The 26,991-nt window shown below is 73.4% G+C and carries 20 protein-coding genes and 2 pseudogenes; 6 read left to right on the forward strand and 16 right to left on the reverse strand.

What is annotated here, in order from left to right; all coding sequences use genetic code 11:
* Positions 1-90: 90 nt before the first annotated feature.
* The 10 genes and pseudogenes from AB0B85_RS19160 to AB0B85_RS19205 all read right to left on the reverse strand — a co-directional run.
* Positions 91-957: pseudogene (locus AB0B85_RS19160) on the reverse strand (sporulation protein); the annotation flags it as partial.
* Between the two features lie 123 nt (positions 958-1,080).
* Positions 1,081-2,145 carry a hemolysin family protein gene (locus tag AB0B85_RS19165; protein ID WP_357409011.1) on the reverse strand — a complete coding sequence of 355 codons (1,065 nt, stop codon included), beginning with the start codon at positions 2,143-2,145 and terminating at the stop codon, positions 1,081-1,083.
* Positions 2,142-3,497 carry a hemolysin family protein gene (locus AB0B85_RS19170; RefSeq protein ID WP_357409013.1) on the reverse strand — a complete coding sequence of 452 codons (1,356 nt, stop codon included), beginning with the start codon at positions 3,495-3,497 and terminating at the stop codon, positions 2,142-2,144. The genes AB0B85_RS19165 and AB0B85_RS19170 overlap by 4 nt, the downstream gene beginning before the upstream one ends.
* Before the next feature lie 171 nt (positions 3,498-3,668).
* A complete protein-coding gene (gene mnhG / locus AB0B85_RS19175) occupies positions 3,669-4,028 on the reverse strand; it encodes a monovalent cation/H(+) antiporter subunit G (protein ID WP_357409179.1) in 360 nt (119 codons plus the stop codon).
* Positions 4,028-4,291, reverse strand: coding sequence for a monovalent cation/H+ antiporter complex subunit F (locus AB0B85_RS19180; protein WP_030489433.1), 264 nt, complete (start codon positions 4,289-4,291; stop codon positions 4,028-4,030). The genes mnhG and AB0B85_RS19180 overlap by 1 nt, the downstream gene beginning before the upstream one ends.
* The gene (locus AB0B85_RS19185; RefSeq protein WP_357409015.1) at positions 4,288-4,899 is read right to left on the reverse strand and encodes a Na+/H+ antiporter subunit E; all 612 of its coding nucleotides are present in this window, start codon (positions 4,897-4,899) and stop codon (positions 4,288-4,290) included. Before AB0B85_RS19185 ends, AB0B85_RS19180 begins: the two co-directional genes overlap by 4 nt.
* Positions 4,896-6,401 carry a Na+/H+ antiporter subunit D gene (locus AB0B85_RS19190; protein WP_357409017.1) on the reverse strand — a complete coding sequence of 502 codons (1,506 nt, stop codon included), beginning with the start codon at positions 6,399-6,401 and terminating at the stop codon, positions 4,896-4,898. Before AB0B85_RS19190 ends, AB0B85_RS19185 begins: the two co-directional genes overlap by 4 nt.
* Positions 6,401-6,880: a Na(+)/H(+) antiporter subunit C gene (locus AB0B85_RS19195; protein ID WP_357409019.1), complete on the reverse strand. Its 480-nt coding sequence runs from the start codon at positions 6,878-6,880 to the stop codon at positions 6,401-6,403. Before AB0B85_RS19195 ends, AB0B85_RS19190 begins: the two co-directional genes overlap by 1 nt.
* A gap of 58 nt (positions 6,881-6,938) precedes the next feature.
* Entirely contained in the window at positions 6,939-9,770 is a 2,832-nt protein-coding gene (locus tag AB0B85_RS19200; RefSeq protein WP_357409021.1) for a Na+/H+ antiporter subunit A, read from the reverse strand.
* Positions 9,771-10,020: 250 nt separating this feature from the next.
* Complete coding sequence (locus AB0B85_RS19205) at positions 10,021-10,407, reverse strand: hypothetical protein (protein ID WP_357409023.1); 387 nt, start codon at positions 10,405-10,407, stop codon at positions 10,021-10,023.
* A gap of 176 nt (positions 10,408-10,583) precedes the next feature.
* On the opposite strand from AB0B85_RS19205, the gene AB0B85_RS19210 reads away from it, so the two are divergent.
* The gene (locus tag AB0B85_RS19210; RefSeq protein ID WP_357409025.1) at positions 10,584-15,356 is read left to right on the forward strand and encodes a DEAD/DEAH box helicase; all 4,773 of its coding nucleotides are present in this window, start codon (positions 10,584-10,586) and stop codon (positions 15,354-15,356) included.
* Positions 15,357-15,445: 89 nt separating this feature from the next.
* On the opposite strand, the gene AB0B85_RS19215 is transcribed toward AB0B85_RS19210, so the two are convergent.
* Positions 15,446-16,051, reverse strand: coding sequence for a hypothetical protein (locus AB0B85_RS19215; protein ID WP_357409028.1), 606 nt, complete (start codon positions 16,049-16,051; stop codon positions 15,446-15,448).
* Between the two features lie 144 nt (positions 16,052-16,195).
* Between AB0B85_RS19215 and AB0B85_RS19220 the strand changes: the two genes are divergently transcribed.
* From AB0B85_RS19220 to AB0B85_RS19230, 3 genes are read left to right on the forward strand one after another with little or no spacing between them, the layout of a single operon-like run.
* Entirely contained in the window at positions 16,196-16,693 is a 498-nt protein-coding gene (locus AB0B85_RS19220) for a GNAT family N-acetyltransferase (protein ID WP_357409030.1), read from the forward strand.
* 9 nt (positions 16,694-16,702) lie between these two features.
* Entirely contained in the window at positions 16,703-17,503 is an 801-nt protein-coding gene (locus AB0B85_RS19225; protein ID WP_357409032.1) for an SAM-dependent chlorinase/fluorinase, read from the forward strand.
* A gap of 25 nt (positions 17,504-17,528) precedes the next feature.
* Positions 17,529-17,771 (forward strand): CPCC family cysteine-rich protein, encoded by a 243-nt coding sequence (locus tag AB0B85_RS19230; RefSeq protein ID WP_110566168.1) that lies wholly within the window; start codon positions 17,529-17,531, stop codon positions 17,769-17,771.
* A gap of 25 nt (positions 17,772-17,796) precedes the next feature.
* On the opposite strand, the gene AB0B85_RS19235 is transcribed toward AB0B85_RS19230, so the two are convergent.
* Positions 17,797-19,056: a hypothetical protein gene (locus tag AB0B85_RS19235; RefSeq protein WP_357409034.1), complete on the reverse strand. Its 1,260-nt coding sequence runs from the start codon at positions 19,054-19,056 to the stop codon at positions 17,797-17,799.
* Between the two features lie 109 nt (positions 19,057-19,165).
* On the opposite strand from AB0B85_RS19235, the gene AB0B85_RS19240 reads away from it, so the two are divergent.
* Entirely contained in the window at positions 19,166-19,975 is an 810-nt protein-coding gene (locus AB0B85_RS19240; protein ID WP_357409181.1) for a DNA-formamidopyrimidine glycosylase family protein, read from the forward strand.
* 164 nt (positions 19,976-20,139) lie between these two features.
* Positions 20,140-23,757 (forward strand): hypothetical protein, encoded by a 3,618-nt coding sequence (locus AB0B85_RS19245; protein ID WP_357409036.1) that lies wholly within the window; start codon positions 20,140-20,142, stop codon positions 23,755-23,757.
* A gap of 39 nt (positions 23,758-23,796) precedes the next feature.
* On the opposite strand, the gene AB0B85_RS19250 is transcribed toward AB0B85_RS19245, so the two are convergent.
* The 4 genes and pseudogenes from AB0B85_RS19250 to AB0B85_RS19265 form a co-directional block, all read right to left on the reverse strand.
* Positions 23,797-24,561, reverse strand: a complete 765-nt coding sequence (locus AB0B85_RS19250; protein WP_357409038.1) for a hypothetical protein — start codon at positions 24,559-24,561, stop codon at positions 23,797-23,799.
* Between the two features lie 23 nt (positions 24,562-24,584).
* On the reverse strand, positions 24,585-25,457 hold the full coding sequence (locus tag AB0B85_RS19255) for a PspA/IM30 family protein (protein WP_357409040.1): 873 nt from the start codon (positions 25,455-25,457) through the stop codon (positions 24,585-24,587).
* A gap of 202 nt (positions 25,458-25,659) precedes the next feature.
* Positions 25,660-26,100, reverse strand: coding sequence for a helix-turn-helix transcriptional regulator (locus AB0B85_RS19260; protein ID WP_357409042.1), 441 nt, complete (start codon positions 26,098-26,100; stop codon positions 25,660-25,662).
* Between the two features lie 372 nt (positions 26,101-26,472).
* Positions 26,473-26,991 (reverse strand): annotated as a pseudogene (locus AB0B85_RS19265) (CinA family protein); the annotation flags it as partial.

Below are 26,991 nucleotides of genomic sequence, written 5' to 3' on the forward strand. Positions count from 1 at the left end.
ACGAACTGGTGGACAAGCTCGGGGCCGCGCAACCGCTGGTCTCCCAGCACCTGCGGGTGCTGCGCGGCGCAGGGGTGGTACGGGGTTCCCGCCGTAGCCGGGCCGGATCGGCTGGTCGGGGTGCCTGCTCACGTGGGCGGACCCGCCGATCCGCGCGGACCAGTCGGCGTGCGCGGCAGCGGCGGCGTGCCTGTTGATCGCCTGGCGCAGCCAGCCGTCCACCGTGGCGACCCAGTCCCGCCGGTCCGCGTCCTCGTGCCAGATCCGGAACCGGCTGATGCTTTGGTGGGTGATCCCGGCCAGCGCCAGCCGGCGGTCCATCCAGAGGATCGCCTCCAGGCCCGCCGAGTTGGTCACGAAGATCAGCTCCAGCTCGGTGATCGGACCGGCGTAGAGCGGCCCCACCCAGTAGCCCCAGCGTTGGTGCAACGGCAGGGTGTGCTCCACCCCGGGCAACCCGCCCGCCGGCAGACCGGACTGGCGGATCATGAAGCCCAACGTGTCAAGCGCCGCCAGCACGTGCTGCTGGGTGGGGATCGGGTGCACGAAGACCGGCACCATCGCCCCCTGGTCAAGGTCGGGGTCGACCGACACCTCGGTCCGCAGACCCATCCGCAGGCTCAGCAACGGCACCCCACCGAAGATGGTCACCGGGGTCTCCCACGGCAGCGGGAACGCGAAGTCGACAGCCCGCCGCCGACCGGCCGGTACGACGAACCGGCCGGCGATCGGCACCTGGTGGAACTGCATCAGCCGCCGGGCGGCAGCCGGGTCGTCCGGTTCGACGGTGGTGACCAGGCCGAGCCGGATGTGCCGGACCAGCACATCGTCCGGCCCTGCGGCGAGGGTCACCCGCCCCGGCAGGCGCAGGCCCGGCCGGGTGCTCGGGTTGGGCAGCGTGGTCTGCACGGAGAGCCCGGTCCGACCGGACTCCGCGGACACCCCCGTCAGCCGCACCGCGCGCCCCCTTCCGGGACGAGGCCCGCCGGCCCCGCACCGGCAGCGCCTACCCCATCGAGGCGACGTCAAGCCCGCCGCACCGACCCGGCCGCACCTCGGTGGTGCGGCCGGGTCTGCGGCTCAGCGCAACCGCCGCCCGCGCGGCACAGTGTCGGTCTCGTCGTCGAACTCGCCGATGACCTCCTCCAGGAGGTCCTCGAGCGCCACGAAACCGATTGGCCGGGCCGGGCCACCACCGTTGCGCACCAACGCGAGCTGTGACTGCCGGGCCCGCATCGCCGCCACCGCCTCGGTGACCGAGGAGGTCGCGGGCAGGGTGAACGCGGGCGTCATCAGCGACCCGGCGGTGGCGACCCGGCCGGCGGTGACAACGCGTACCGCCTCCCGGACGTGCACCAGGCCGCAGACGTCGCCCGCCTCGTCGAGCACCGCCAGTCGGGACCGCCCGCTGTCCCGGCTGACCTGTTCGATCCGCTCGGCCGGCTCGTCCCGACGGACCGTGACCATGGTGGCGAACGGTTCCATCACCTGCGCCACGGACGTGCCCTGCAACTCCAACATGCTGGTCAGCAACTGGTGCTGCTCGGCGCCGAGCAACCCGTGCTCACGGGACTGCTCAAGCAGGATCCGCAGCTCGTCCGGGCCGTGCACCTGGGCCAGCTGATCCTGCTGGTTCACCCCGACCAGCCGCAGGATCGCGTTGGCCAGGGCGTTGAGCGCGGACAGCACCGGCCGGGACACCCGGGCGAAGGCCCGGAACGGCAGCGCGAGCAGCGTCGCCGAACGTTCCGCGTCGGTGATCGCCCAGGACTTCGGTGCCATCTCCCCCACTACCAGGTGCAGGAAGGTGACCACCCCGAGGGCGAAGACCAGGGCGACGAGGTGACTGGCCGCGTCCGGCAGGCCCACCGCGTGCAGCAGCGGGCTGAGCAGGTGCTCGATCGCCGGCTCGGCAAGCGCGCCGAGACCCAGGGTGCACAGCGTGATGCCGAGCTGCGCGCCGGCCAACATCAGCGACAGCTCGCGGACGCCGTCAAGCGCGGCCCGGGCCGCTCGGCCGCCGTTCGCCGCCGCCTGCTCCAGGCGGTAGCGCTTGCTGGCCACCAGGGCGAACTCGGCGGCCACGAAGAACCCGTTCAGCGCCAGCAGGATCACCGAGCTGAACAGCGCGATCCCTGGGCTCATGCGGACACCCCCGGCTTGGTCAACTGCAACCGCACCGAATCGGCCACGTGCCGGTCCACGGCCAGCACCTCGACGAGCGCCCGGGGTTCGGCCTCGTTGTCCTCGCCCTCCGCGCCCTCGGGCAGCAGGCTGATCTCCAGCCGGTCACCGACCTCCGGCACCCGGCCCAGCTCCCGCATCACCAGCCCGGACAGGGTGTCGTACTCCGGGGCCTCGGGCAGCGCGATGCCGGTGCTGTCGGCGACCTCGTCGATCCGCCAGCGCGCCGGCACCACCCAGGAACCGTCGTCCTGGCGGGCGGGGGCCCGCTCCGGCGGGTCGTCCTCGTCCCGGATCGGGCCGACCAACTCCTCGGCGATGTCCTCCAGGGTGATGACGCCGGCGAAGCCGCCGTACTCGTCGACCACGCAGGCCATCTGCCGGTGCCCGGAACGCAGCCGGTCGAGCACCGTGGGCAGGGGCAACGTCTCCGGTACGAGCAACGGCGGCCCGGCCACCGCGCTCACCGGGGTGGTGGCCCGCTCCCCCGGGGGTACGCCGAGCACGTCGGCGATGCCGACGATGCCGAGCAGGTCGTCGACGCCCTCCGCGCCGCGCACCGGGAAGCGGGAGTGGCCGGTGTCCAGCAGTTCGACCACCCGGCTGACCGGTTCGTGCGCCCGTACGGTGTGCACGTCGACCCGGGGCACCATGGCCTCCCCGGCGGTCAGTTCGCGGAAGTCCAGACCCCGGTCGAGCAGCGTGGACATCTCCGCGTCGAGGCTGCCCTCCTCGCGGGACTCGGCGATGATCTGTTCCAGGTCGGCCGGGGTGGCGCCGCTGGGCAGCTCCTCGATCGGCTCGATGCCGATCCGGCGGAGCAGGCGTACCGACGCGCGGTCGAAGAGCCGGATCAGCGGCCCGGCGACGGCCAGGTAGATGAGGGTGGACCGGCTCAGCGCCCGGGCCAGTTGCTCGGCCCGGGCGATGGCCAGGTTCTTCGGGGCCAACTCACCGAGGACCATCTGCACGATGGTGGCGATGACCAGGGCCAACGCCACCGACAGCGGCAGGCTGACCGCCTGGCTGACGCCGGCCACGCCGAGCAGGTCGGCGAGGCCACCACCCAGGTACGGCTCGGCGACGTAACCGACAAGCAGGGCGGTGACGGTGATACCGAGTTGGGCTCCGGAGAGCATGAAGGAGAGCCGGCTGGTGACGGTGAGGGCCCGGGCGGCGGCCTGGTCGCCGTCATCGGCGAGCTGACGCAGCTTGCCCCGGTCCACGGCGACGTAGCCGAACTCCTGCGCCACGAAGTAACCGGTGGCGGCGGTGAGCACGATGATCAGAAGAAGACCGACGACGATCAACACGGGTCGCTCAGGGCTCCCGGGGTCGTCGGTACGGGGATATGCCGGGCACGACCCGGCTGGCTACTGCTGCCCTCCTGGGCAGAAGAGTCGATCATGCCGCTATTTTATCGGCGCTGGCTGGGACTTCGCTGGGGGTGGGCCGAAGGAGCGCAACGTCCGGTTCGCGTACCGTCAGGCCGGCCCGGACGGCCCACCACCGCAGCCCCGTTCCACAAGCTCATCGGCGTCGAGCAGGCTCCGGTCCAGCCGCCCCGACCGGTACGCGGCCCGCCCGATCATCTGCGCCGCGACCGGCGCGGTCGCCAACTGGAAGACCCCCACCAGCAGGACCATGCCCAGGTCCGCCGGAGACCGCAGGCGCAACGCGATACCCGTAAGCAACAGGAGCACCCCGAGCACCTGCGGCTTCGTGGCCGCGTGTATCCGGGACAGCGCGTCCGGGAAACTCAGCACGCCGATCGCTGCGGCAAGCGCGAGCAGCGCGCCGGCCACCAGGCAACCGGCGCCGAGCCAGTCCGCGATCGTCGCGATCACTGCTGTTCCCGGACAGCGAAGCGGACAAGGGACACCGAGCCCACGAAGCCGAGCAGGGAGAGCACCACAAGCACCGGCAGCGTGGTGGCGTGCCGGTTGACCGCCGCCTCGGCGCCCACCGCGCCGACCATTGTGGCGAGCAGCATGTCCGCGGCGATCACCCGGTCCACGAGCGACGGGCCACGGTACAACCGGGCAAGCGCGAGCAGCGCGGTCACCGACAACAGGGCGGTAAGGACGACGGCCAGGAACGTGGTCACGGGCTGGTTCCCCTCTCGGATCGGTCGGTCTCGACGAGGCGCAGTTCAGCGGCGGAGCCCACCGCGCGGATGATGCGCCGTTCGACGGTGCGGGCGCGTTCGCGGGCCACGTCGAGGTCCGCCGGCCCGTGGGTGTCGAGCACGTGCAGGTAGAGCGTCCCGGAGTCCCGGTCCACCTCGAGGATCACCGTGCCCGGCACCAACGAGACCGCCTCGGCGGTGAGCGCCAGATTCAGGTCGGTGGCCACCCGTAGCCGGACCGCGATGATCGCCCCACGCGGCCGGTAGCCCGGCTGCACGGCGATCCGGGCGACGTGCAGGCTCGCGCTGACCAGCTCGACGACAAACCGGCCGGCGAACACCAGCAGCGCCCCGGGCCGCAGCCGACCGCCGAAGCTGACCGCCGGCAGCGGATAGAAGACAAGCACCGCACCGCCCACCAGCAGGCCACCCAGCAGATTGGCCCAGTTGATGTCCCCCCAGAGCAGGACCCAGACCACCACCAACCAGCCGAACGCCACCACCTGGTCGCGCCAACGCCCGAGCCGGCCGCGCCCCACCACCCGAGGCGCGGGGGCGTCGGGATCCGGCGCAAGGGGGCCGGTCACGGCCCGCCGCCCGGCAGCACGGCGTGCACGTACGGGGTACGCAGCCGAAGGTCGGCGGCCGCGTCGGCGGTGACGCCGAAGAGCGGACCGGCAAGCACGGTAAGCGCCAGCCCGAGGACGACAAGCGCCACGGTGGCCCCGACCATCAGCTTCGGCAACCGCACTGTCGACTGGCCGACGGCCAGTCGGGGCGCCCGCCAGAACGCGATGTTCCACACCCGGGAGGCCACGTAGAGGGTGAGCAGGCTGGTGAGCGTGCCCGCCGCGACGAGCACCCAGGGCAGCGGACCGCCGGCCGCCACCCCGGCCTGGAGCAGGCCGAGCTTGCCCAGGAAACCGGAGAACGGCGGCACCCCGGCGAGGTTCATGGCCGGGACGAAGAACAGCACCCCGAGCAGCGGCGCCACCCGGGCCAACCCGCCGATGCGGCGTAGGTCGGTGCTGCCGGCGCGCTCCTCCACCAGCCCCGCCACGAGGAACAGCGTGGTCTGGATGGTGATGTGGTGCACCACGTAGAAGATCGCGCCGGAGAGCCCGGCGGCGGTGCTCAACGCCACCCCGAAGATCATGTAGCCGATGTGGCTGACCAGGGTGAACGAGAAGAGCCGCTTCAGATCGGACTGGGCCACCGCGCCGAGGATGCCGATCACCATGGTCAGCCCGGCGACGACCATCAACAGCACCCGGGCGTGCCCGCCGGGGAACAGCAACGTCTCGGTGCGGATGATCGCGTAGACGCCCACCTTGGTGAGCAGACCCGCGAAGACGGCGGTGACCGGGGCAGGTGCGGTGGGATAGCTGTCCGGCAGCCAGGCCGACAGCGGGAAGACCGCCGCCTTGATCGCAAAGGCCAGGAGCAACATCAGTTCCAGGGCCAGCCGGACGCCGTCGGGGAGATCGTCGAGACGCTGGGCGAGTTGGGCCAGGTTGAGCGTCCCGGTGGCCGCGTACACCAGACCCACGCCGGTCAGGAAGATCATCGAGGAGAGGATGCTCACCACCACGTACGTCGACCCGGTTCGGATCCGGGTCTCGGTGCCGCCCAGGGTGATCAGCACGAAGCTCGCGGCCAACAGGATCTCGAACCCGACGAAGAGGTTGAACAGGTCACCGGCCAGGAACGCGTTGGTGACGCCCGCCGTGAGCACCAGGTACGTCGGGTGGAAGATCTCCACCGGACTGGACTCGCTCGTGTCGCTGCGACCCTGGCCGATCGAGTACAGCAACACGCAGAGGGTCACCGCCGACGAGACCACCACCATCAGCGCGGCGAGCTGGTCGGCGACAAGCACGATGCCGACCGGCGCCCGCCACCCACCGATCGCCACCACCACCGGCCCGTACCGGTACGCCTGCACGAGCAGCAGCAACGCCACGATGAGCGTGCCGCCCAGACAGAACACGCTTATCGACCGCTGGAGCCGGGGCTTTCCGGCCAGCAGCAGGGTCAGCGCCGCACCGAGCAGCGGCACCACCACCGGCAGCGGCAGCAGCGCGCTCATCACGCCTCCTCCCCGCGGCGCAGCCGGCGGCGGGCGGGTTCCGGATCGACCTGCTCCGGATCGCTGTCCGGGCCCTCCCCGCCGTGGTCGACGGCGCCCACCTCGTTCCGCCCGGCCCGGCTGATGATCTGCCGGTCCTCCAGGTCGTCGGGCACCTCGTCATCGCCGCTGAGATACCAACTGCGGTACGCCACAGCGAGCAGGAACGCGGTGAACCCGAAGGTGATCACGATGGCGGTCAACACCATCGCCTGCGGCAGCGGATCACTCATCCGCGCCACCGCACCGGTGCCGACTATCGGCGCGTCCCCCGGTCGCCCACCCAACAGGATCAACAGATTCACCCCGTTGCCGAGCAGGATCACCCCGAGCAGGATCCGGGTCAGGGTGCGCTCCAGCAGCAGGATCACCCCGCAGCCGAACAACACCGCGACGGCAAGCACCAGCACCAGCGTCGGCCCGGCGTCGCTCGCCGTCATGCCCGGTCCCCCTTTGTTCGCGACTGCGGGGCGCGCAAAAACGGCGCACTCCTCGCGCTCACCGATCCCCCTTGTCGACGGCCAGGCCGCCGCCGGCCGGGCCGGTGGCCTCGATGTGCCGGTCCACCTCGGCGCCGAGGCTGCGCAGGATGTCGAGCACCAGCCCGATCACGACCAGGTACACACCGATGTCGAAGAAGAGCGACGTGACCAGGTGGACGTCACCGACAACCGGCAGCATTGCGTCGATCTTGGCGCTCTCCAGCACGGACCCGCCGGCCAGCAGGCCCACCGCCCCGCTGCCCACCGCCAGGGCCAGCCCGGCGCCGAGGATCGCACCGGCGCCGATCGGGGCGGCCTCGGTCAGCTCGTACCGGCCGCCGGCCAGATAGCGGACCACCAGGGCGAGACCCGCCACCAGGCCACCGGCGAACCCACCCCCGGGCGCGTTGTGCCCGGAGAAGAGCAGGAACAGCGAGAACAGCACCACGGTGTGGAAGATCAGCCGGGTGACCACTTCCAGGACGATCGAGCGACGCCCCTCGTAGAGGGTCGGACCACCGCGCAGCCACACCGGGCGGCCGGGCTCGTCGATCCGCTGACCCGACTCCGGCCGGCGCGGTCGCGGCCCGGTCCGGGACCGCTCGAAGATCAGGCTGGCCACCCCGGTCGCGGCCACCACCAGCACCGCCAGCTCACCCATCGTGTCCCAGGCCCGGATGTCGACCAGGGTCACGTTCACCACGTTGCGGCCGTACCCCTCGGCCACCGCCAGATCCGGGAAGGCGGCGGAGATGTCCGGGGCCCGGCGGGCCCCGGCGGCGGTGAGGGCCAGCCCGGCGGCGACCACACCCACCGCCACCCCGATCGTCCGGCGGATCCAGCGGGTCCGCCGCAACGGACGGGCCGAGAACCGCTCCGGCAGGCGGCGCAGCACCAGCACGAAGACCGCGATCGTCGCGGTCTCCACAAGGAACTGGGTGAGCGCCAGGTCGGGCGCGCCGTACAGGACGAAGATCATCGCGGTGCCGTAGCCGGTCATCCCCACCAGCAGCATCGCGGTCAGCCGACGGCGGGCACCGACCGCAAGCACCGCGGCGACCGTGATCACCACCACGACCACCGGTTGGAGCAGGTTGTCCCAGAGCGGAATCCGGGCCCGCCACGGGCCGGCGGAGAGCATCGCCGCACCGGGCACCAGCACCAGGGTGACCAGGATGATGCCGAGATACTGCGGCAGGGAGCCGCGCTGGGTCGCGCCGGTGACCTCGATGGCCAACCTGTCGAACCGGCCCACGATCCACTCGTAGCCCTGGTTGCCGCCCACCGGCGAACGGAGCCGGGCCAGCACCGGAGCGAGCGGCCCCCGCACGGCGAAGAGCAGGCCGCCGCCGACGAGGGCCAGCACGGACAGGCCGAGCGCCGGGGTCGGCCCGGACCAGAGCGCCAGGTGCGCGTCGACCCCACCGAGCAGCTCGGCGTACGGGCGCAGCAGGTCGTCCAACACGCTCGCGGCCGGACCGGCGAGCAGCCCGACCCCGGCGAGCACCGCCGGCGGGACCAGCAGCGACACGGCGATCGGACCCGGCTGGACCGGTTCCACCCCCGGCCGGTCGGCGAACGCGCCCCAGAGGAACCGGACGCTGTACGCGACGGTGAGCACCGTCCCGACGACCAGGCCGGTGAGGAGCAGGGGCTGGTCGGTGAACGCCCCGAACACCGCCTCCTTGGACACGAAACCGACAAGCGGCGGCACCCCCGCCATCGACGCCGCAGCCAGCACGGCGACCACGAACAGCGGTCGGGACCAGTGCCGCAGCCCGGTCAACTCGCGCAGGTCGCGGGTGCCGGCACCGTGGTCGATGATGCCGACCACCAGAAACAACGCCGCCTTGAACAGTGCGTGCGCCAGCAGCATCGCGGTGCCGGCCAGGGCGGCGTCCGGGGTACCCGAGCCGGTCACGGCGACCAGCAGACCGAGTTGGCTGACCGTCCCGTACGCCAGCAACAGCTTCAGGTCGGTCTGCCGCAGCGCGGCCCAGCCACCGAACAGCATGGTGGCCACGCCGGCGATCTGCACCACCGGCCGCCACGGGCCAACAGTGGCGAGGGCCGGCGCGAGCAGCCCGACCAGGTAGACGCCGGCCTTGACCATGGCGGCCGCGTGCAGGTACGCGCTGACCGGCGTGGGCGCCGCCATCGCGACCGGCAGCCAGGAGTTGAACGGCAGCACCGCCGACTTGGACAGCGCGCCGGCCAGGATCAGCAGCACTGCCACCACCAGGTACCCGCCGCCGGGCAACGGCTGGGCGGAGATCTCCGACCAGCGGTAGGTGCCGGCGTGCACGCCCAGCATGATGAACCCGACAAGCATGGCGAGCCCGCCGAGCGTGGTGACGGTCAACGCCTGCGCCGCCGCCCACCGGCTGGACCGCCGCTCGGTGCTGTGCCCGATCAGCAGGTACGAGAAGATCGTGGTCAGTTCCCAGCCGACGTAGAGCAGCAGCAGGTCGTCGGCGAAGACCAGGACGAGCATCGCACCGGCGAAGGCGACCAGGACCCCGACGTACTGGGCCAGCCCCTGCGAGCCGGCGCTGAAGTAGCGGGCGCTGTAGACGAGCACGAGCGTGCCGACGCCCCCGATCAGCAGGGTCAGCAGCCAGGAGAGCGTGGTGAGCCGGAACGCGAGGTCGAGGCCCAACTGCGGGATCCACCGGTACGTCTCGACCACCGCCCCGCCGTGGCCGACGGCCGGGGTGCGGGCCAGCGCCCAGCAGAAGGCGGCGGCCGGCGCCAGCGCCAGCGGGTAGCACGCGCCGGATCCCCACCACCGGACGAGCAGGGGTGCGACGAGGGCCGCCACGAGGTGGAGGATGAGCAGTACCAGCACCTGCGCTCCCGATCCAGGTGGCCGACGCCCGTGCAGCGGCGGCCCCTAGCAGCGATCAGACGCCAGTTTGTCGCCGCTCGGGCGGTTTTACCGGAATTCCCCCACCCCAACTCCGGTCGATCATGGAGTGGTGGTGTCCGCTTTGGTAGGGAGCATCCAGCTTTGCCACCCGCCACAACTCCATGATCGACGCCGGTCAGCGGGGTCGGGTCAGCGGGGCCGGTCAGCGGGGCTGGTCAGCGGGGTTGGGTCAGCGGAGGAGGGCGTTGGGGCGGGGTTTGGTGTCGTCGGGGGCGGGGCGGTTTTGGCGCAGCTCGGTCAGCAGGTCGGCGCGGCCGAGTTGACGTGCCACCCGGTCGACCACCCGTTCCGCGGCGGCCAACGACCGCACCGAGAGCAACCGACCACGGCTCTCCCGGCGCAGCACGAAGTAGTGGACGGCGGCGCGGACCTGGCCGCGATCGGCGGCGCTGGCCTGGGCGGTGCACAGGACCAGCTCCCGTAGGCAGCGGGCGAGACGTTCGGCGAGCTCGAACTCGGCGCCCTGCAGGCCACCGCGGAGCGCGGCGAGATGGCTGTCGACCTTGCGAATCAGCACGTCGGTGCCCGGTTCGACGGTGCGCTGCTCGCCGGCCATCAAACCCCCTCACCCCGTTCGCGTTGGCAGTGAAGTTACTTTATGTTGCCAGGTACAAGCAAGCAGTTAAGTGAGACTTAACGTATTAAGCGCACGTTCCATGCTTTTTGCTTTTGTCCGGCACATTCCACCGTCGGTCGGTCGTCGTTGTCGTACCGGCGGGGCAGGATGGACCGGTGACCGGGGCAGACGCAGACGCCGGCGCGGTGCTCGCCGGCTTCGGCCCGGCCACCCGCGCCTGGTTCGAGGCCGCCTTCGCCGCCCCCACCGCCGCACAGACCGGAGCCTGGCGCTCGGTCGCCGCCGGCCGCAGTGCCCTCGTGGTCGCACCCACCGGCTCCGGCAAGACGCTGGCGGCCTTCCTCTGGTCACTCGACCGGTTGGCCCGCGAGCCCGCACCGGCCGAGGCGCGGCAGCGCTGTCGGGTGCTCTACGTCAGCCCGCTCAAGGCCCTCGCCGTCGACGTCGAGCGCAACCTGCGCGCCCCGCTGGCCGGCATCCGGCAGGCGGCCACCCGGTTGGGCGTCGCACCGCCGGACATCACCGTCGGCATGCGCACCGGCGACACCCCGGCCGACGAGCGACGAGCCTTCGCCCGCACCCCACCGGACATCCTCATCACCACGCCCGAGTCGCTGTTCCTGCTGCTCACCTCCGCCGCCCGGGATTCGCTGCGCGGCGTCCAGACGGTGATCGTCGACGAGGTGCACGCGGTGGCCGGCAGCAAACGCGGCGCCCATCTCGCCCTCTCCCTCGAACGCCTCGACGAGCTGCTGCCCGCTCCGGCGCAACGCATCGGCCTCTCCGCGACCGTCCGGCCGATCGACGCCTGCGCGCAGTTCCTCGGCGGCGCCCGTCCGGTGGACGTCGTGCAGCCGGCCACCCCGAAGACCATCGAGGTCAGCGTGCAGGTCCCGGTGGAGGACATGACCCGCCTGGACGAGCAGGAGCAGCCACCGGAGGACGACCTGGGCGGCCCCGGCCCACGCCGCGCCTCGATCTGGCCGGCCGTCGAGGAGCGGGTGTTCACCCTCATCGGGCAGCACCGCTCGACAATCGTCTTCACCAACTCCCGCCGCAGTGCCGAGCGCCTCTGCGCCCGGCTCAACGAGCTGGCCGCCGAGGCGGTGGCTGCGGAGGCGACGGCTGCCGAGGCGGTGGCTGCGGAGGCGACGGCTGCCGAGGCGGTGGCTGCGGAGGCGACGGCTGCCGAGGCGCCGACCGCCGGGGCAGCGGGCTCCGCGTCGGCCGAGGGCGCAGTCGGCGTACCCGAGGGGTTGTCGGCGGGGAACGGGCCGGGAGCCGACGGCGGCCAGGTGCCCGGCGGACAGCGGTGGGCTGGCCCCGCCGGTCCGCTGCGCAACCGACCACCGGCCGAGGTGATGGCCCAGTCCGGCGCGGCGACCGGCGCGGCGCCGGTGATCGCCCGCGCCCACCACGGCAGCGTCTCCCGGGAGGAGCGCAAGCACATCGAGGAGGCCCTCAAGTCCGGTCAACTCCCCGCCGTGGTCGCCACCTCCAGCCTGGAGCTGGGCATCGACATGGGCGCTGTCGACCTGGTGGTGCAGATCGAGGCCCCGCCGAGCGTGGCCGCCGGCCTGCAACGGGTCGGCCGGGCCGGGCACCAGGTGGGCGCGGTCTCCCGAGGGGTGGTCTTCCCCAAGCACCGCGGCGACCTGCTCTCCTGCGCGGTCGTGGCCGAACGGATGACCGACGGCGCGATCGAGGAGCTGCACTACCCGCGCAACCCCCTCGACGTGCTGGCCCAGCAGATCGTCGCGATGGTGGCGCTGGAGCCGTGGCCGCTCGGCGACCTGGCCGTGTTGGTCCGCCGGGCCGCGCCCTTCGCCGAGCTGCCCGACTCCGCACTGCACGCCGTGTTGGACATGCTCTCCGGCCGCTACCCGTCCACCGCCTTCGCCGAGCTGCGTCCCCGACTGGTCTGGGACCGGGCCACCGACCTGCTCACCGGCCGTCCCGGCGCGCAGCGACTCGCTGTGACAAGCGGTGGCACCATCCCGGACCGAGGGCTGTTCGGCGTCTTCCTGGCCGGTGCCGAGCGCGCCGCCCGGGTCGGCGAGCTGGACGAGGAGATGGTCTACGAGTCCCGGGTCGGCGACGTCTTCCTGCTCGGCTCCTCCTCCTGGCGGATCGAGGAGATCACCCCCGACCGGGTGCTGGTCTCGCCCGCCCCCGGCCAGGCCGCCCGGATGCCGTTCTGGAAGGGCGACCAGCTGGGCCGCCCGGTGGAGTTGGGCCGGGCCATCGGCGCCCGGGTGCGCACCCTGCTGCGGCAGACCGACGAGGCGGCGCTGGCCGCGCTGCGCGACGGTGGGCTCGACGACTGGGCCGCCGGCAACCTGATGGCGTACCTGCGCGAGCAGCGGGAGGCCACCCGTTCGCTGCCCGACGACCGCACGGTAGTTGTCGAACGGTTCCGCGACGAGCTGGGCGACTGGCGGCTCGCCGTGCACAGCGTCCTCGGGGCCCGGGTCAACGGGCCGTGGGCGCTCGCGGTGGGCCGCCGGCTTGCCGAACGGTACGGGGTGGACGCCCAGGTGATGCCCTCCGACGACGGCATCGTGGTGCGGCTGCCGGACACCGCCGACGAGCCGCCCGGCGCCGACGTGGTGGTCTTCGAGCCCGACGAGATCACCCAACTGGTGGAGGAGTCGGTAGGCACCTCGGCGCTGTTCGCCGCGCGCTTCCGCGAGTGCGCCGCCCGGTCCCTGCTGCTGCCCCGCCGCGACCCGCGCCGCCGCCAACCGCTGTGGCAGCAGCGGCAGCGCTCCGCGCAGCTGCTCGACGTCGCCCGCGAGTACGCGGACTTCCCGGTCACCCTGGAGGCCGCCCGCGAGTGCCTGCAGGACGTCTTCGACCAGCCGGCGCTGGCCGGGCTGATGCGCGACCTGGCCGCCCGCAAGGTGCGACTGGTCGAGGTCGAGACGAGCGCACCGTCCCCGTTCGCCAGGTCGCTGCTCTTCGGCTACGTCGGCGCGTTCCTCTACGAGGGCGACGCCCCGTTGGCGGAACGCCGTGCCGCCGCGCTCGCCCTGGATTCCACGCTGCTCGGTGAGCTGCTCGGCCGGGTCGACCTGCGCGAGTTGCTCGACCCGGCGGTGCTCGCCGAGACCGACAGGCAGCTGCGGTGGCTGACCGAGCAACGCCGCCCCCGCGACGCGGAGGACGTGGTCGAGCTGCTGCGGGTGCTCGGTGACCTGAGCGACGCCGAGTTGACCGAGCGGGGTGTGCCCGAGGGCTGGCTGACCGAGCTGGAGGCGACCCGCCGGGTGCTGCGGGTCCGGATCGCCGGCGAACAGCGGTGGGTGGGTGTCGAGGACGCCGCCCGGCTGCGCGACGCGCTCGGCGTGGCGTTGCCGGTCGGGGTGGCCGAGGCGTACCTCGCCCCGGTGGCCGACCCGCTCGGTGACCTGGTGGCCCGCTACGCCCGCACCCACGGCCCGTTCGCGGCGGCCAGCTGCGCGGCCCGCTTCGGGCTCGGCGTGTTCGTCGTCGAGCAGGCGTTGCGCCGGCTCGGCGCCACCGGGCGGGTGGTCTCCGGGGAGTTCACCCCGGACTCGGCCGGCGCCCAGTGGTGCGACGCCGAGGTGCTGCGGATGCTGCGTCGTCGCTCGCTCGCGGCGCTGCGCCGCGAGATCGAGCCGGTGCCGCCCCGGGCGCTCGCCACGTTCCTGCCCCGCTGGCAGCAGGTCGGGTCGTCCGCCCGGGGGGTGGAGGCCCTCGCCGCGACTGTGGAGCAGTTGCAGGGCGCGGCGGTGCCGGCGTCCGCGCTGGAGCGTTTGGTGCTGCCCGGCCGGGTCGCCGACTACTCCCCCGCCCAGCTCGACGAGCTGTGCGCCAGCGGGGAGGTGCTCTGGGCCGGGTCGGGGGCGATCTCCGGCGGCGACGGCTGGGTCACCCTGGCGTACGCGGACGCCGCGCCGCTGCTGCTGCCGCCACCGGACGAGGCGTTGACGCGTACCCCGTTGCACGACGCGGTGCTCGACGCGCTCGGCGACGGGCAGGCGCTGTTCTTCCGGCCGCTCGCGGACCGGGTCGGCTCGACCGACGACGCCGCCCTGACCACCGTGATCTGGGACCTGGTCTGGGCCGGGCACCTCACCAACGACACCCTCGCGCCGCTGCGCGCGGTGCTCGGCGCCGGGGGTGCGCACCGGGCCCGGCCGTCCGCGCCGCGCACCCGGTACCGGCGGCCCGGTCGGGTGGCGCTGCCCACCCGGGGTGGTCCGCCGACAGTCGCCGGCCGGTGGTCGCGCCTGCCCGAACGGGACGTCGACCCGACCCGGCGGGCCGCCGCGCTCGCCGACGTCCTGCTGGAGCGACACGGGGTGGTCACCCGGGGCGCGGTGGTGGCCGAGCAGGTGGTCGGCGGGTTCTCGGCGGTCTACCCGGTGCTGTCGGCGCTTGAGGAGCGCGGCGCGGCCCGCCGGGGTTACTTCGTCGAAGGGCTCGGCGCGGCGCAGTTCGCGGTGCCCGGGGCGGTGGACCGGCTGCGCGCGCTGGCCGAGCCGATGGACGGCAACCGGGGTAGGGGTGCGCCGGCCACCGTCCTCGCCGCCACCGACCCGGCCAACCCGTACGGCGCGGCGCTGCCCTGGCCGGAACGGGTTGTCGACTCCGGCGACGGGGCCACCCCGGCGACCAGGCACCGGGCCGGCCGCAAGGCCGGCGCGCTTGTGGTGCAGGTCGGTGGTGACCTGGTGCTCTACGTGGAACGTGGCGGCCGGACACTGTTGTCCTTCAGCGACGACACCGAGACGCTCGCGGTGGCCGGCAAGGCACTCGCCGACGCCGTGCACTCCGGCGCGTTGGGGGCGTTGTCGGTGGAGCGGGCCGACGGCGAGGCCGTGCACTCCTCGCCGCTGCGCGACGCGCTCACCGCCGCCGGTTTCCGGGCTACCCCGCGCGGCCTGCGGCTGCGCGGCTGATCCGTCCGCCGCGACCACTGCCGCACCCCGTGCGCCCGCGAGGGCCGAACCGGGGACGGGTTCGATCGGACGATGCCCCGCACCCGTGCTCAGCGAAGGCCGTTGAGCACCTGCTCGTAGCGGGGGCGGTTGGCCGCCGGGGTCTTCGCCTCGAGGTAGTTGAGCACCACCGCGCCCCGGCGGTACGACTGCCCGGCCCAGGTCTCGGCGATGTCGCCGGCGCTTGTCTCGTCCGGGAAGACGTACACGGTGACGGCGTCGGTGGCGATCAGCTCGGAACAACCCAGGCCGAGCCCGTCCGGTCCGCAGTCGACCGAGCGGTCCTTCGGGTGCGCCACCTTCAGGCCGGCGGCCTTGAACGCCTCGACGATCTGCTGCGCCCCGGGTGCCCCGACCGGGCGTTGGGGCAGCACCACCGGCGGTGGACTCGCCGGTCGGTGCTGCGTGGGCCCCTGCGGGGCAGTGGAGGGCGGGATCGACGCAGGTGGCGCACCGCCGGTGCGGGACGGGGTCACCGAGGGCGTGGGTGCATTCGACGGCACCGCGGACGACGGGGCCACCGCGGGCGGGGCGGACGCGGTGGGCGACGAGGTGGGAGCCGCGCTCGACGGGTCGGCCTCGTCACCGCCGCAGCCGGCGGTGAGGGCGACGGCGACCAGCAGGACCCCGACAGCGGGCAGGCTCCGAAGTGTCACCTGCGCAAGTCTGCCCAACCAGGCCCGGCAGCGGGAGGGGCCGGTCGGCCACCGCGCTGTCCCATATCCGCCACCCACGCCCGACTCCCGCTCGTGGGTACGCTCCGGAACCGGCAGCAGACGCGACGCAGGGCGAGGTGGACCGTGGACGGTTTCGAGGTACGGGCGGCGGGCGCCACCGAGCGGACGACTGTCGACGCCCTGCACGAGCGCGAGTGGGGTGGCCCGTACGTGGTGGCCCACGACACCCGGCACGACGTGCGTACCCTGCCGACCCTGGTGGCGCTGGACGCCACCGCGACGGTGGCCGGCGCGCTGACGTACCGGGTCGAGGGGGACGGCCTGGAGGTGGTCACAGTGGTCGCGGCCGAGCCCGGTGGCGGCGCCGGCACCGCCCTCCTGTCGGCGGCGACCTCGATCGCTGCCGAGGCGGGCCTGGCCCGGGTGTGGCTGATCACCTCGAACGACAACCTGCGGGCGCTGCGGTTCTACCAGCGGCGCGGGATGCGGTTGGTCGGCGTGGATCCGGGCGCTGTGGATCGTGCCCGCCGACTCAAGCCGGAGATTCCGCTGGTGGGCGAGCACGGCATCCCGCTGCACGACGAACTCGTCCTGGAACTGCGGATCGACGCGCGGGGTTAACCTGCGGACATGTCCGTCCCGCCCTGGATCTCACTGACCACCGACTACGGCCTCTTCGACGGTTTCGTGGCGGCCTGCCACGGGGTGATCGCCCGGATCGCGCCGACGGCCCGGGTCATCGACGTGACCCACCTGGTGCCGCCGGCGGACGTGCGGCGGGGTGCGGCGGTGCTGGCGCAGACCGTGCCGTACCTGCCGGTGGGCGTGCACGTCGCGGTGGTCGATCCGGGGGTGGGCACCGCCCGGCGGGGCATCGCGCTGGCCACCCCGGGTGGGCTGCTTGTCGGCCCGGACAACGGGCTGCTGCCGGACGCCGCCGCCGCGCTCGGCGGGATCACCGCAGCGGTGGAGCTGACCGAGCCGCGCTGGTTGGCCGATCGGGTGTCCGGCACGTTCCACGGGCGGGACGTCTTCGCGCCGGTGGCGGCCCGGCTGGCGCTCGGCGCGCCCCTGGCCGACGCGGGGCCGCCGGTCGATCCGGATGGCCTGGTCCGGCTACCCAGGCCGGCGCTGAGCTGCGACGACGAGGGTTTCACCGCCGAGGTGTCGACGGTGGACCAGTTCGGCAACGTCCAGTTGGCCGCACCGGCGCACCTGCTCGACGCGCTGCCGGCGGCGCTGCGGGTCGGGCCGCCGGGTCCGGCACCGGCCCGACCGGCCATCCGGGGTCGGACCTTCGGCGCCGCCCCGGCGGGCGGCCTTGTGGTGTACGTCGACTCGGCCGACCTGGTCGCCGTCGCGGTCAACGGCGGGCGGGCGGTGGACCTCCTCCGGGTGGCCCCGGGTGACCTCCTACGGGTTTCCCGCTGATATTCGACTGTGGAATGCTGCCCCGGTGGGTGAACAAGTGGTTCCCGTGGGCTGTCCCTGCTGTGCGTCCCGGACCGGTGGGGGGACCTGCCCGGTCTGTTTCTGGACCGACGACGGCCAGACCGACGCCGACGCCGACGCCGTCCGGGGCGGCCCCAACGGCGACCTGAGCCTTTCGCACGCTCGACTCAACTACGCCGTCTACGGTGCCAGCCACCCGCGCTACCAGGACATGGTGCGCCCGGCCCGCCCCGACGAGCGCCCCTGATCGACGCCCGACGGGTGCGGGCTGCTCAGCACACGGGCACGCTGCCGCCGTACACCCCGGAGATGTACGCGTGGCTGACGTACTGGCCGGTGGCCAGGCGGTTCCACCGGGTGGTGGTGCGGTACGGCCCGGCGACCGACTGGCCTGTGACGTAACACTGGAGCGGCACGTGCGCCAACCGGGCGGCGAGGCCACGGATCGGGTACGACGTGCTGGCACCGGTGCGGATGTTCAGCGGGCCGTCACCGACCACACCACGCGGCCCGCCACCGGTCCACAGGTAGGCGACGTCCACCCACGCGTTCGTGGTCAACTGGAGGCCATCCCAGAAGGTGCCGTCGGCCAGGTCGACGCCGGCCGGGTTGAGCACCGTCCGCCCGAACTGGTCCCGTCCGCCGTTGTACCCGGACTGGTACGCGGCCTGCGCCTCGGGCTGGCCCTGCGGCAGGTTCTTCCAGTTTTCCCGGACCGACGAGGGGTTCCAGTAGTCGTCGCGGGTGTTCCACGGCCCGACGTCCCAGACCGGGGCGTACTCGCAGCGGGACCCGCTGGTGGTGCAGACCCGCACTGTGTAGTCGCCGGTGTTGAGGGGGGAGAGCCCGCGCCGCGACGGCAACGCAACGAAGTGGTCCCGGGGTTGGACGGTTCGGCCGTTGGCGGTCAGTTCACCGACCAGGCCGATCCGGGTGGCGTACACCCGGTAGGTGCGGCCGGGCGTGGCGGCGGAGACGGCGGCGGCCGCGTCGGCGGTGAGCTGCACGCCACGAACCGTCGCGGTGCCGCCGTTCGTGGGTGCGGTGAGCACCACCCGGGTCTGCACCCGGATGACCGGCCGGTCGAAGACCGCGCCCCCGGTGGCGGCCCGCCACTCGGTCCAGCCGGCGGCCCGCCAGCCACGGACCTGCGCCTCCACTGTGGCCTTGGCGGGGATCGAGGCGCTGATCTCGGCGCGGACGCGGGTGGCCGGCCGGGACAGGGTGCGGGGAGCGGTCAGGAGCATCCCCTCGACGACCGCGCTGTGCGGGCTGCGCGCGCCGCCACCCCTGGGCCGACCAGCGCCGAGTCGGAGGCCGGCCGCGGTACGCCGGACGTTCACGTCGTCGCGGTCGACGGCCAGGTCGGCGGCCCACTGCTCGCTGTGCGGGGCGACGGCGGTGAGGATGATCGGACCGGCGACGGGGGCGACCGGCATGGGGTTGGTGACGGGCAGGAGCGCTGCGGTGAGCCCGAGGGTAATGGTGCCGATGAGGGCGACGATGGGAATACGACGACGAGGTCGCGTCATGGTTATTCTCCTCAGAACCCCCTGACCATCGCATGTCGGGAGATCAGGTGGAACCTGTGTACAAATAGCGACACATGCGAATCCTGCTCAAATGAGAGAGGATGACAGCGTGCCCGAAGGCGACACCGTCTGGAACACCGCGCGGGTGCTGCATCGCGCGCTCGCGGGCGCGCGGATCACCGACAGTGACTTCCGGGTGCCCCAGCTGGCGACCACCGATCTCACCGGTTGGACAGTGCACGAGTCGGCCAGCCGGGGCAAGCACCTGCTGCTGCGCCTCGGCGCCCCGGACGGGGCGCCCTGGACCCTGCACTCGCACCTCCGGATGGACGGCGCCTGGCGGGCGTACGCCCCGGGGGAACGCTGGACCGGCCGGCCCGCGCACCTGATCCGCGTGGTGCTGCGCAGTCCCGGTGCGGTCGCGGTCGGCTATCACCTGCACGAGCTGGCCCTGGTGCCGACCGCCGAGGAGGACCAACTGGTCGGCCACCTCGGCCCCGACCTGCTCGGCGCGGACTGGGACCCGACCGAGGCGACCCGTCGACTCGCCGGTCACCCGGAGCAGACCATCGGCGAGGCGCTGCTCGACCAGCGCAACCTGGCCGGAGTGGGCAACCTCTACAAGTGCGAGGTGCTGTTCCTGCGCGGTGTGTCGCCGTGGACGCCGGTCGGCGCGGTGCCCGACCTGCCCGGCCTGGTGGCCCTCGCGCAGCGACTGCTCGCCGCCAACCGGGGCCGGTGGACGCAGAGCAGCACCGGCTCCCTGCGCCGGGGGCAGACCAGCTACGTGTACGGTCGCCGCGCCCAGCCGTGCCGGCGCTGCGGGACCGCGATCCGCAAGCAGGAGTTGGGCGACCGGGTCACCTACTGGTGCCCGGTCTGCCAGCCCGAACACCAGGGCACCCCAGAATCCGGCTGACCAGGGCGGCCGTCGACCAAGGCCGGCCCAGATACGGACGATTGGGTAATTCCTATCCGGCCGCCGGAGTCGCATGCTGCGGTTGAGTGCTCACCGATCGTCAGCAGAGCGCCGAGGCAGCCACGCCGGGGTGGCCACCCTCGCGCCCCGACCCGGGGAGAGTCATGGCGCTGTTCCGCAGACTCCGCTCCACCTTCTTCGAACGGGCCACCCCCGACACCGACGACCGCGCCGGGGGCCGGGCGGCGTCCGTACCCTCCGCGCGGACCGCCGAGGAGACCGCCCCGACGCCGAGCCTGGACCCGGCAGTGGTGCCCCGCTGCTTCGGCCCGGTGCCGAACTTCGCCCACAGCCCCCGCCCGACGTGCGACCCCGACGGGCGGGTGGTGCCCGGGACCGGGCTGCGCAAGTTCGTCGACCCACTGCCGGTCCCGGGCCAACGCGACGGCACCGACCTCGGCGGCCACCTACCGGTGGCGACGCCGGACACGATCAGCTATCCGGGCTGCGACTACTACGAGATCGTCGTGCAGGAGTACGCGCAACGGCTGCACCGGGACCTGCCGGCCACCCGGCTGCGCGGCTACCGACAGCTCAACCTGGGCACCGACCCGGCGGGGCACAACACTGTGGCACCCCCGGAGCGGCCCTGGCACCTCGGCCCGATGATCCTCGCCCGGCGCGGCCGACCGGTCCGGGTGAAGTTCATCAACCACCTCCCGACCGGCCGGGCCGGTGAGCTGTTCCTGCCTGTCGACGACACCATCGAGGGCGCCGGGATCGGCCCGCTCGACGGGCCCGCCCCGTTCCCGCAGAACCGCGCCGTGCTGCACCTGGCCGGAGCGCAGACCGGTTGGAACAGCGCCGGCAACCCGGGGCAGTGGATCACGCCGGCCGGGGAGATCACCCCGTACCCGAACGGGGTGGGCGTGACCCACGTGCCGGACATGCCGCCGCCGGGTGCCGGGGCCACCACCCTGTACTACCCGAACGAGCAGAGTGGCCGGCTGCTGTGGTTCCACGACAACACCCTCGGCCTGGCCCGGCTCACCGTCTACGGCGGGCAACTCGCGCTCTACCTGCTCACCGATCCCGCCGAGGAGCAGCTCGTCGCCGACGCGGTGCTCCCGGCCGACCAACTGCCGCTGGTGATCGAGGACAAGACGTTCGTGCCGGACGACGCCCAACTCGCCGCCGAGGACCCGACCTGGGACCGGGACCGCTGGGGCGCCCGGGGCAGCCTCTGGCACCCGCACGTCTACCAGCCGCGGCAGAACCCGTACCGGTCCGGCGGACGCAACCCCACCGGCAGGTGGGACTACGGCCCCTGGTCGCGTGATCCCGCCGCGGACAGCAACCGCACCGACGGCTGCGTCGCCAACCCGCACCACGACCCGGTCGATGCGCCGGACGAGCCGCCGATGTACCCCGGTGTGCCGCACCCGTCGGCGGTGCCCGAGGCGTACGGCGACACCCCCCTCGTCAACGGTGTCGCCTACCCGTACCTGGAGGTGCTGCCGCGCACCTACCGGTTCCGGATCCTGAACGCCTGCCTGGACCGCAGCCTCAATCTCCAGCTCTACCGGGCCTGCTCCGACGCGCCGATGTGGACGGTCGACGGGGCGTTGGCCGATGCCGAGGCCGGGGAGGTGCCGATGGTGCCGGCGGTGCGGGCACCGGACCGGCCGCCGGGGTGGCCGACCGACGGACGCGACGGCGGTGTGCCGGATCCGCTCGCCGCCGGGCCGGAGTTCATCCAGATCGGCAACGAGGCCGGGTTGCTGCCCGCCCCGGTGGTGCTGCCGAACCGGCCGGTCGGCTACCGCTACGACCGGCTCGACCCGACAGTGCTGAACGTCGACGGGCACACCCTGCTGCTCGCCCCGGGTGAACGGGCCGACGTGCTCGTCGACTTCGCCGCCGTGCCGCCGGGCACCACGCTGATCCTGTACAACGACGCCCCGGCACCGCTGCCCGGCTTCGACCCCCGCTACGACCAGCACACCGACGCACCGGACCGGACCGCCGAGGGTGGGCCGCCGGGCACCGAGCCGGGGTACGGCCCGAACACCCGCACCCTGCTCCAGTTCCGGGTCGCGGGGACCCCGGCACCGCCGTACGACCTGGGCCGGCTACGCGAGCGGCTGCCCGTGGCGTACGCGGCCAGTCAACGCCCGCCGATCGTGCCGCAGCCGGCGTACGACCCGGCGTTCGGCACCCGCACCGCCTCGACGACGACGGTGCCGGTGCACGCCACCTCGCTGACGATCACACCGACGGCCGGCGCGGGGCCGGTGACGCTGCCGATCGCGGTCAAGGCCGTACAGCAGGTCTTCGAACCCGACCACGGCCGGCTGGTCGGCCGGCTCGGCGTCGGACACCCGCACGCCGGACCGCTCAACCCGACGACCCTGCCCCTCGGTCCCACCGACCCGGTCACCGAGGTGCTCTTCGCCACCGACCCGGCCGTGCCGCTGGGCACCGCCACCGACGGCATCCAACTCTGGCGGATCAGCGGCAACGTCCGGCAGACCGCACCGCTGCACTTCGGCGGCTGCGACGTGCAGTTGGTCAACCGGGTCGGTTGGGACGGCACACTGCGCCTCCCGCACGGCACCGAGCTGGGTTGGAAGCAGATCGTCCGGGTCAACCCCCGGGAGGACGTGGTGGTGGCGCTGCGCCCGGTCGCCCCGGCGCTGCCGTTCAAGCTCGGCGACAGCGTCCGGCTGCTCGACCCGTGCCGCCCGGCCGGTGCGCGGACCGGCTCGACCCCGGTCAGCCCGGCGGACGGGCGACCCGCCACCGTGGTCAACCACCTGGTCAACCTCGGCTGGGAGTACCGCTGGCACAGCCAGCTCGCCGGCCACCGGGACGGCGGGATGACCCGGCCACTGGTGCTGCGGGTGACGCCGAAGGCACCGACCGGGCTGACCGCCACGCCGGTACCGGGCTCGGCCACCGCGCTACCCGCGATCACACTCGCCTGGACCAGCAACGGCGGCCGGCCACCGGCGACCAGTCACCTGCTGCACCGAGCCACCGACGCGACCTTCGACGGCGAGATCACCACGATCACCGTCGCGGCGGCCGCCACCCGGTACACCGACGCGTCAGTCACGCCCGGGGTGACCTACCACTACCGGATCCGGGCGGAGAACGCGGTCAGCTACTCGTCCTGGTCCAACGGGGTGCCCGCCTCGGTGCACCTGGCCGCGCCGAGCGGCCTGGTCGCCGCGCTGCCGCCCGCCGCGCCGTTGCGGGTGGCCCTGCGCTGGACGAACCGCTCGTTCGCCACCGGCATCGACGTGCAGCGGGCCACCAACCCGACGTTCACCAGCGGGCCGGGCACCACGGCGATCGGTGCCGGCGACAGCCACCTGGACGTCACGATCGCACCGGACACCACGTACTACTACCGGGTACGGACCACCTACCTGGGTGCCGCCTCAGCCTGGTCGACTGTCGCCACGGTGACCGCCCCGCCCCCGCCGGGCACTCCGCACGGGGTGGGCGCCACCGCTAGCTCACCCGGGCCGGACACCGCGACTGTGGTCCTGGCCTGGGCGGCGAGCACCCCCGCCGGCCCCGGGGCCGGGTTCATCGTGCAGCGGGCGCTGGACCCGGCGTTCGGCCGGGAGGTGGCCACCTTCACGGTGACCGGTCGTGGCTTCAGCAACACGGGACTGGCCCGGGGCGTCACCTACCACTACCGGATCCGGTCGTTCAACGTCGTTGGCAGTTCGCCGTACACGGAGCCGATCCGGGTCACGACGCCACCGTGACCAGCGCGGGGCGGGTGCCTGGTGCGGCGGCGGCGTTCCTCAGCGGGTCGGGGCGCGCAGCTCGGCAAGCGCCCCGGCCACCCCGTGCAACAGGTCGGTCGCCTCGGTGAGCCGGTCGGCGGCCGGGTGCGCGGCCTCCGGTCGGGCCTCCTCGGCCAGGTAACCGGCGGCGGCCACCACCAGCCGCTCGTAGGCGGCGACCCCGGCCTTCAGCTGGGCGGTCAGCACGGCGTGCGCCTCGGCCAGTGGCGGGCGGGCGTCGGCCGGGGCCAACCGCAGCGCACGTTCGACACTCGCCACCCGGGCGGCCAGGTCGCGCAGCGAACGGTCGGCGTCGGCGGCCTCCAGCACCGCCGGCTCGGCCAGCCCGGTGAGCCGGGGGGCCATGCCGGCCAGGGTGAGCGCCGCCCGGTCCAGTCGGGCCCACTGCTCGCCCGCGCTGGTGCCGCGCAGGGCGATCCGGGAGCGCACCCGGCGAACCTCGGCCAGCATCCCCGGGCCGACGGGCAGCCGCTCGACGGCGGCGACCAGGCGGGCCCGCGACCGGGCCGCCGCCTCCGCGGGGTCGAGGGCGGGCGGTGCGGGCTGGGCGGCGAGGGCACGCACGTCGATCCAGCGCCAGGCGGCGAGCGCCACCGCACTGCCCGCGGCGCCGGCCCAGGCCGCGTCGGGCAGACCAAGGCCGGCGTACGGGGTCAGCACCGCCGCCGCTCCTCCGAGCCCACCGGCCAGCACGCTCCACCGTCGGGCGGACCGGCGGAGTCGATCCAGCCGCCGGAAGTACCGGGTCCGCTCGTCTGCCACCCTGGCCTCCTCGGTCCGGTCGTTCAGCCGGCGGCGGTCGGGTCGCCGGTGCCCCGCTCGCGGGCCATGCTGGCACGCAGCTCGTCGAGCCGGGCAGCGGCCGTCGGGTCGGTGGCCGGGCTGGCCGGCTCGGCCTGCGGCACTGCCTGTCGTTGCGACGAGCCGCCGAGCTGCTCGCCCGCCATGCTTGAGCGGATCTGCTCCAGCCGGGCCGAGCCGGCCGAGTCGATAGTCGCCTTCTGGATCTCCAACATCCGACCTTCGACGGAGTTGCCGGCCAGTTCGGCGCGCCCCATCGCGGTGGCGTACCGCCGCTCGATGCGGTCGCGCACCTCGTCCAGGGACGGGGTGTTGGTGGGCGCGGTAAGCGACGACATCGACTCCAGCGAGCGGGCCACCGACTCCTGCATCTTGGCCTGCTCCAGCTGGCTGAGCAGCTTGGTGCGCTCGGCGAGCTTCTGCTGGAGGATCATGGAGTTGTTCTCGACCGCACGACGGGCCTGGGCGGCGGCACCAAGCGCCTGGTCGTGCAGGGTCTTCAGGTCCTCGGTGGCCTGCTCGGCGGAGACCAACTGGGTCGCCAGGGTCTGCGCCGACTGCTCGAACCGCGTCGCCTCGGCCTCGTCGCCCTTGGCCCGGGCCTGGTCGGACAGCACCAGGGCCTGCCGGGCGTTGCCCTGCAACCGCTCGACCTCGGACATCTGCCGGGACAGCTTCATCTCCAGCTGACGCTGGTTGCCGATCACCGCGGCAGCCTGCTGCACCAGCGCCTGGTGCTGCCGCTGGGCATCCTCGATGGCCTGCTGGATCTGCACCTTCGGATCGGCATGCTCGTCGATCTTCGCGCCGAAGAGCGCCATCAGGTAGTTCCAACCCTTGACGAACGGGTTCGCCATCTCCGCCGTATCCCCTCAGTAGCGTCGCTCCACCACGGCCGGCCGGGCCGGATGGACTGACTGGCCACCACCGGCCGAGCTTCATGGTCCCAGCCGAACACCGACGAGGCATCCGTACCGGTCGGTCGACCACACCGGCAGCTCCTGTGGGCCAGCCTACGCGGCCGGAGCCACCCCTCCCATTGTCAACCGGGCGGCGGGCTCAGGCGGCGCAGACCACGTCCCGGTCGCGCTCGGTCGGGCGGACACGCGCGCTGCGCAGCGTGGCCTTGAGCGGCGAATCCTGGCGGACCGAGACGGCGACCTTGCCATCGGAGGTGACCTGACGGACGCCCCGGCTGGTGCTCTTGGGCACGGCCGCGGCGTCGGCCGGCTCCTCCTGCATCGAGACGAGCACGTCGGGCATCTGCTCGGCGAGCGCCACTGTGTCGCTCACCTCGCGGAGCAGCTCGGACAGGCGGGCACCGAGGGCGTCACAGATCGCGGCGAGCAGCTCGCTTGACGGCTCCTTGTGCCCCCGCTCGATCTCGGAGAGGTAACCGAGGCTGACGTTGGCGGCGGTGGAGACCTCACGCAGCGTGCGCTGCTGCCCCTGCCGGCGCGCCCGCAGTGCGTCACCGATCACCCGGCGTAGCAGGATCATCGCACCTCCCCCTGAGGGATACCTCGCGCCCGGCGCTGGGCGGCCGGCTGCGGCGGACCGCGCCGACCCCGAAACGTCGGAGCCTTCCCGCAACCGTACCCGTTGCGAGCCCGACCGACATCCCGCCCCGCCCGTCGGTTCGTCGGCACCGGTTCACCGGCGGGCGGCATCGGCCGTCCCGGCCCTGCCCCGGGTGCCTGTGGCGGTATCGACGGGACCTTCCGGGTCGTCGCCCACTTCCCGGGCCTCGGGACCACCGGCCGCTTCCCGGGCCTCGGGACCACCGGCTGCCTTCCGGGCCTCGGGACCGTCGGCTGGGGCGCCCGGGCGGGCCTGGGGGTCGAGGTCGGGGTCCTGGACGTCGGCGTCGTGGATCCGCTCGATGAGCAGCCGCAGCGCCTCGACCACCGCCGCCGCGCGAACGTGGTCCCGCCCACCGTCCAGGTCGAGCTGCCGGACCGCCCCGCCGTTGGGGCCGGCGACCGCGACGTAGACCAGGCCGACGGGCTTGCCGTCCTGCGGTTCCGGGCCGGCGACGCCGGTGGTGGCCACCCCCCAGTCCGCCCCGCAACGCTGGCGACCGCCCTCGGCGAGGGCCGCCGCCACCTCCGGGTCCACCGGGCCCCGCTCGGCCAGCAGGTCGGCGGGTACGCCGGCCAGGCTGCCCTTCAACTCGGTGGCGTAGACCACAAGGCCGCCCCGGTAGATTCCGCTGACCCCGGCGATGTCGACGATCGACGCGGCCAGCGACCCGCCGGTGAGCGATTCGACGGTGGCCAGGGTCTCGTGCCGCTGCGCCAACCGGTGCACCACGCCCGCTGCCGCACTGCCCGCTGTGGCATCCTCCGACGCCGCGCCTGCCGCCGGCCGCTCGACACCCGCATCCCGCAT

This window comes from Micromonospora sp. NPDC049044 (assembly GCF_040649215.1).
Taxonomy (GTDB): Bacteria; Actinomycetota; Actinomycetes; order Mycobacteriales; family Micromonosporaceae; genus Micromonospora.

Coding starts and splice junctions, on each gene's coding strand:
- AB0B85_RS19235 (WP_357409034.1), bottom strand. CDS start 19,056: ATGACGCGACCTCGTCGTCGTATTCCCATCGTCGCCCTCATCGGCACC.
- AB0B85_RS19195 (WP_357409019.1), bottom strand. CDS start 6,880: ATGACGGCGAGCGACGCCGGGCCGACGCTGGTGCTGGTGCTTGCCGTC.
- AB0B85_RS19245 (WP_357409036.1), top strand. CDS start 20,140: ATGGCGCTGTTCCGCAGACTCCGCTCCACCTTCTTCGAACGGGCCACC.
- AB0B85_RS19225 (WP_357409032.1), top strand. CDS start 16,703: ATGTCCGTCCCGCCCTGGATCTCACTGACCACCGACTACGGCCTCTTC.
- AB0B85_RS19165 (WP_357409011.1), bottom strand. CDS start 2,145: ATGAGCCCAGGGATCGCGCTGTTCAGCTCGGTGATCCTGCTGGCGCTG.
- AB0B85_RS19255 (WP_357409040.1), bottom strand. CDS start 25,457: ATGGCGAACCCGTTCGTCAAGGGTTGGAACTACCTGATGGCGCTCTTC.
- AB0B85_RS19260 (WP_357409042.1), bottom strand. CDS start 26,100: ATGATCCTGCTACGCCGGGTGATCGGTGACGCACTGCGGGCGCGCCGG.
- AB0B85_RS19205 (WP_357409023.1), bottom strand. CDS start 10,407: ATGGCCGGCGAGCAGCGCACCGTCGAACCGGGCACCGACGTGCTGATT.
- AB0B85_RS19190 (WP_357409017.1), bottom strand. CDS start 6,401: ATGAGCGCGCTGCTGCCGCTGCCGGTGGTGGTGCCGCTGCTCGGTGCG.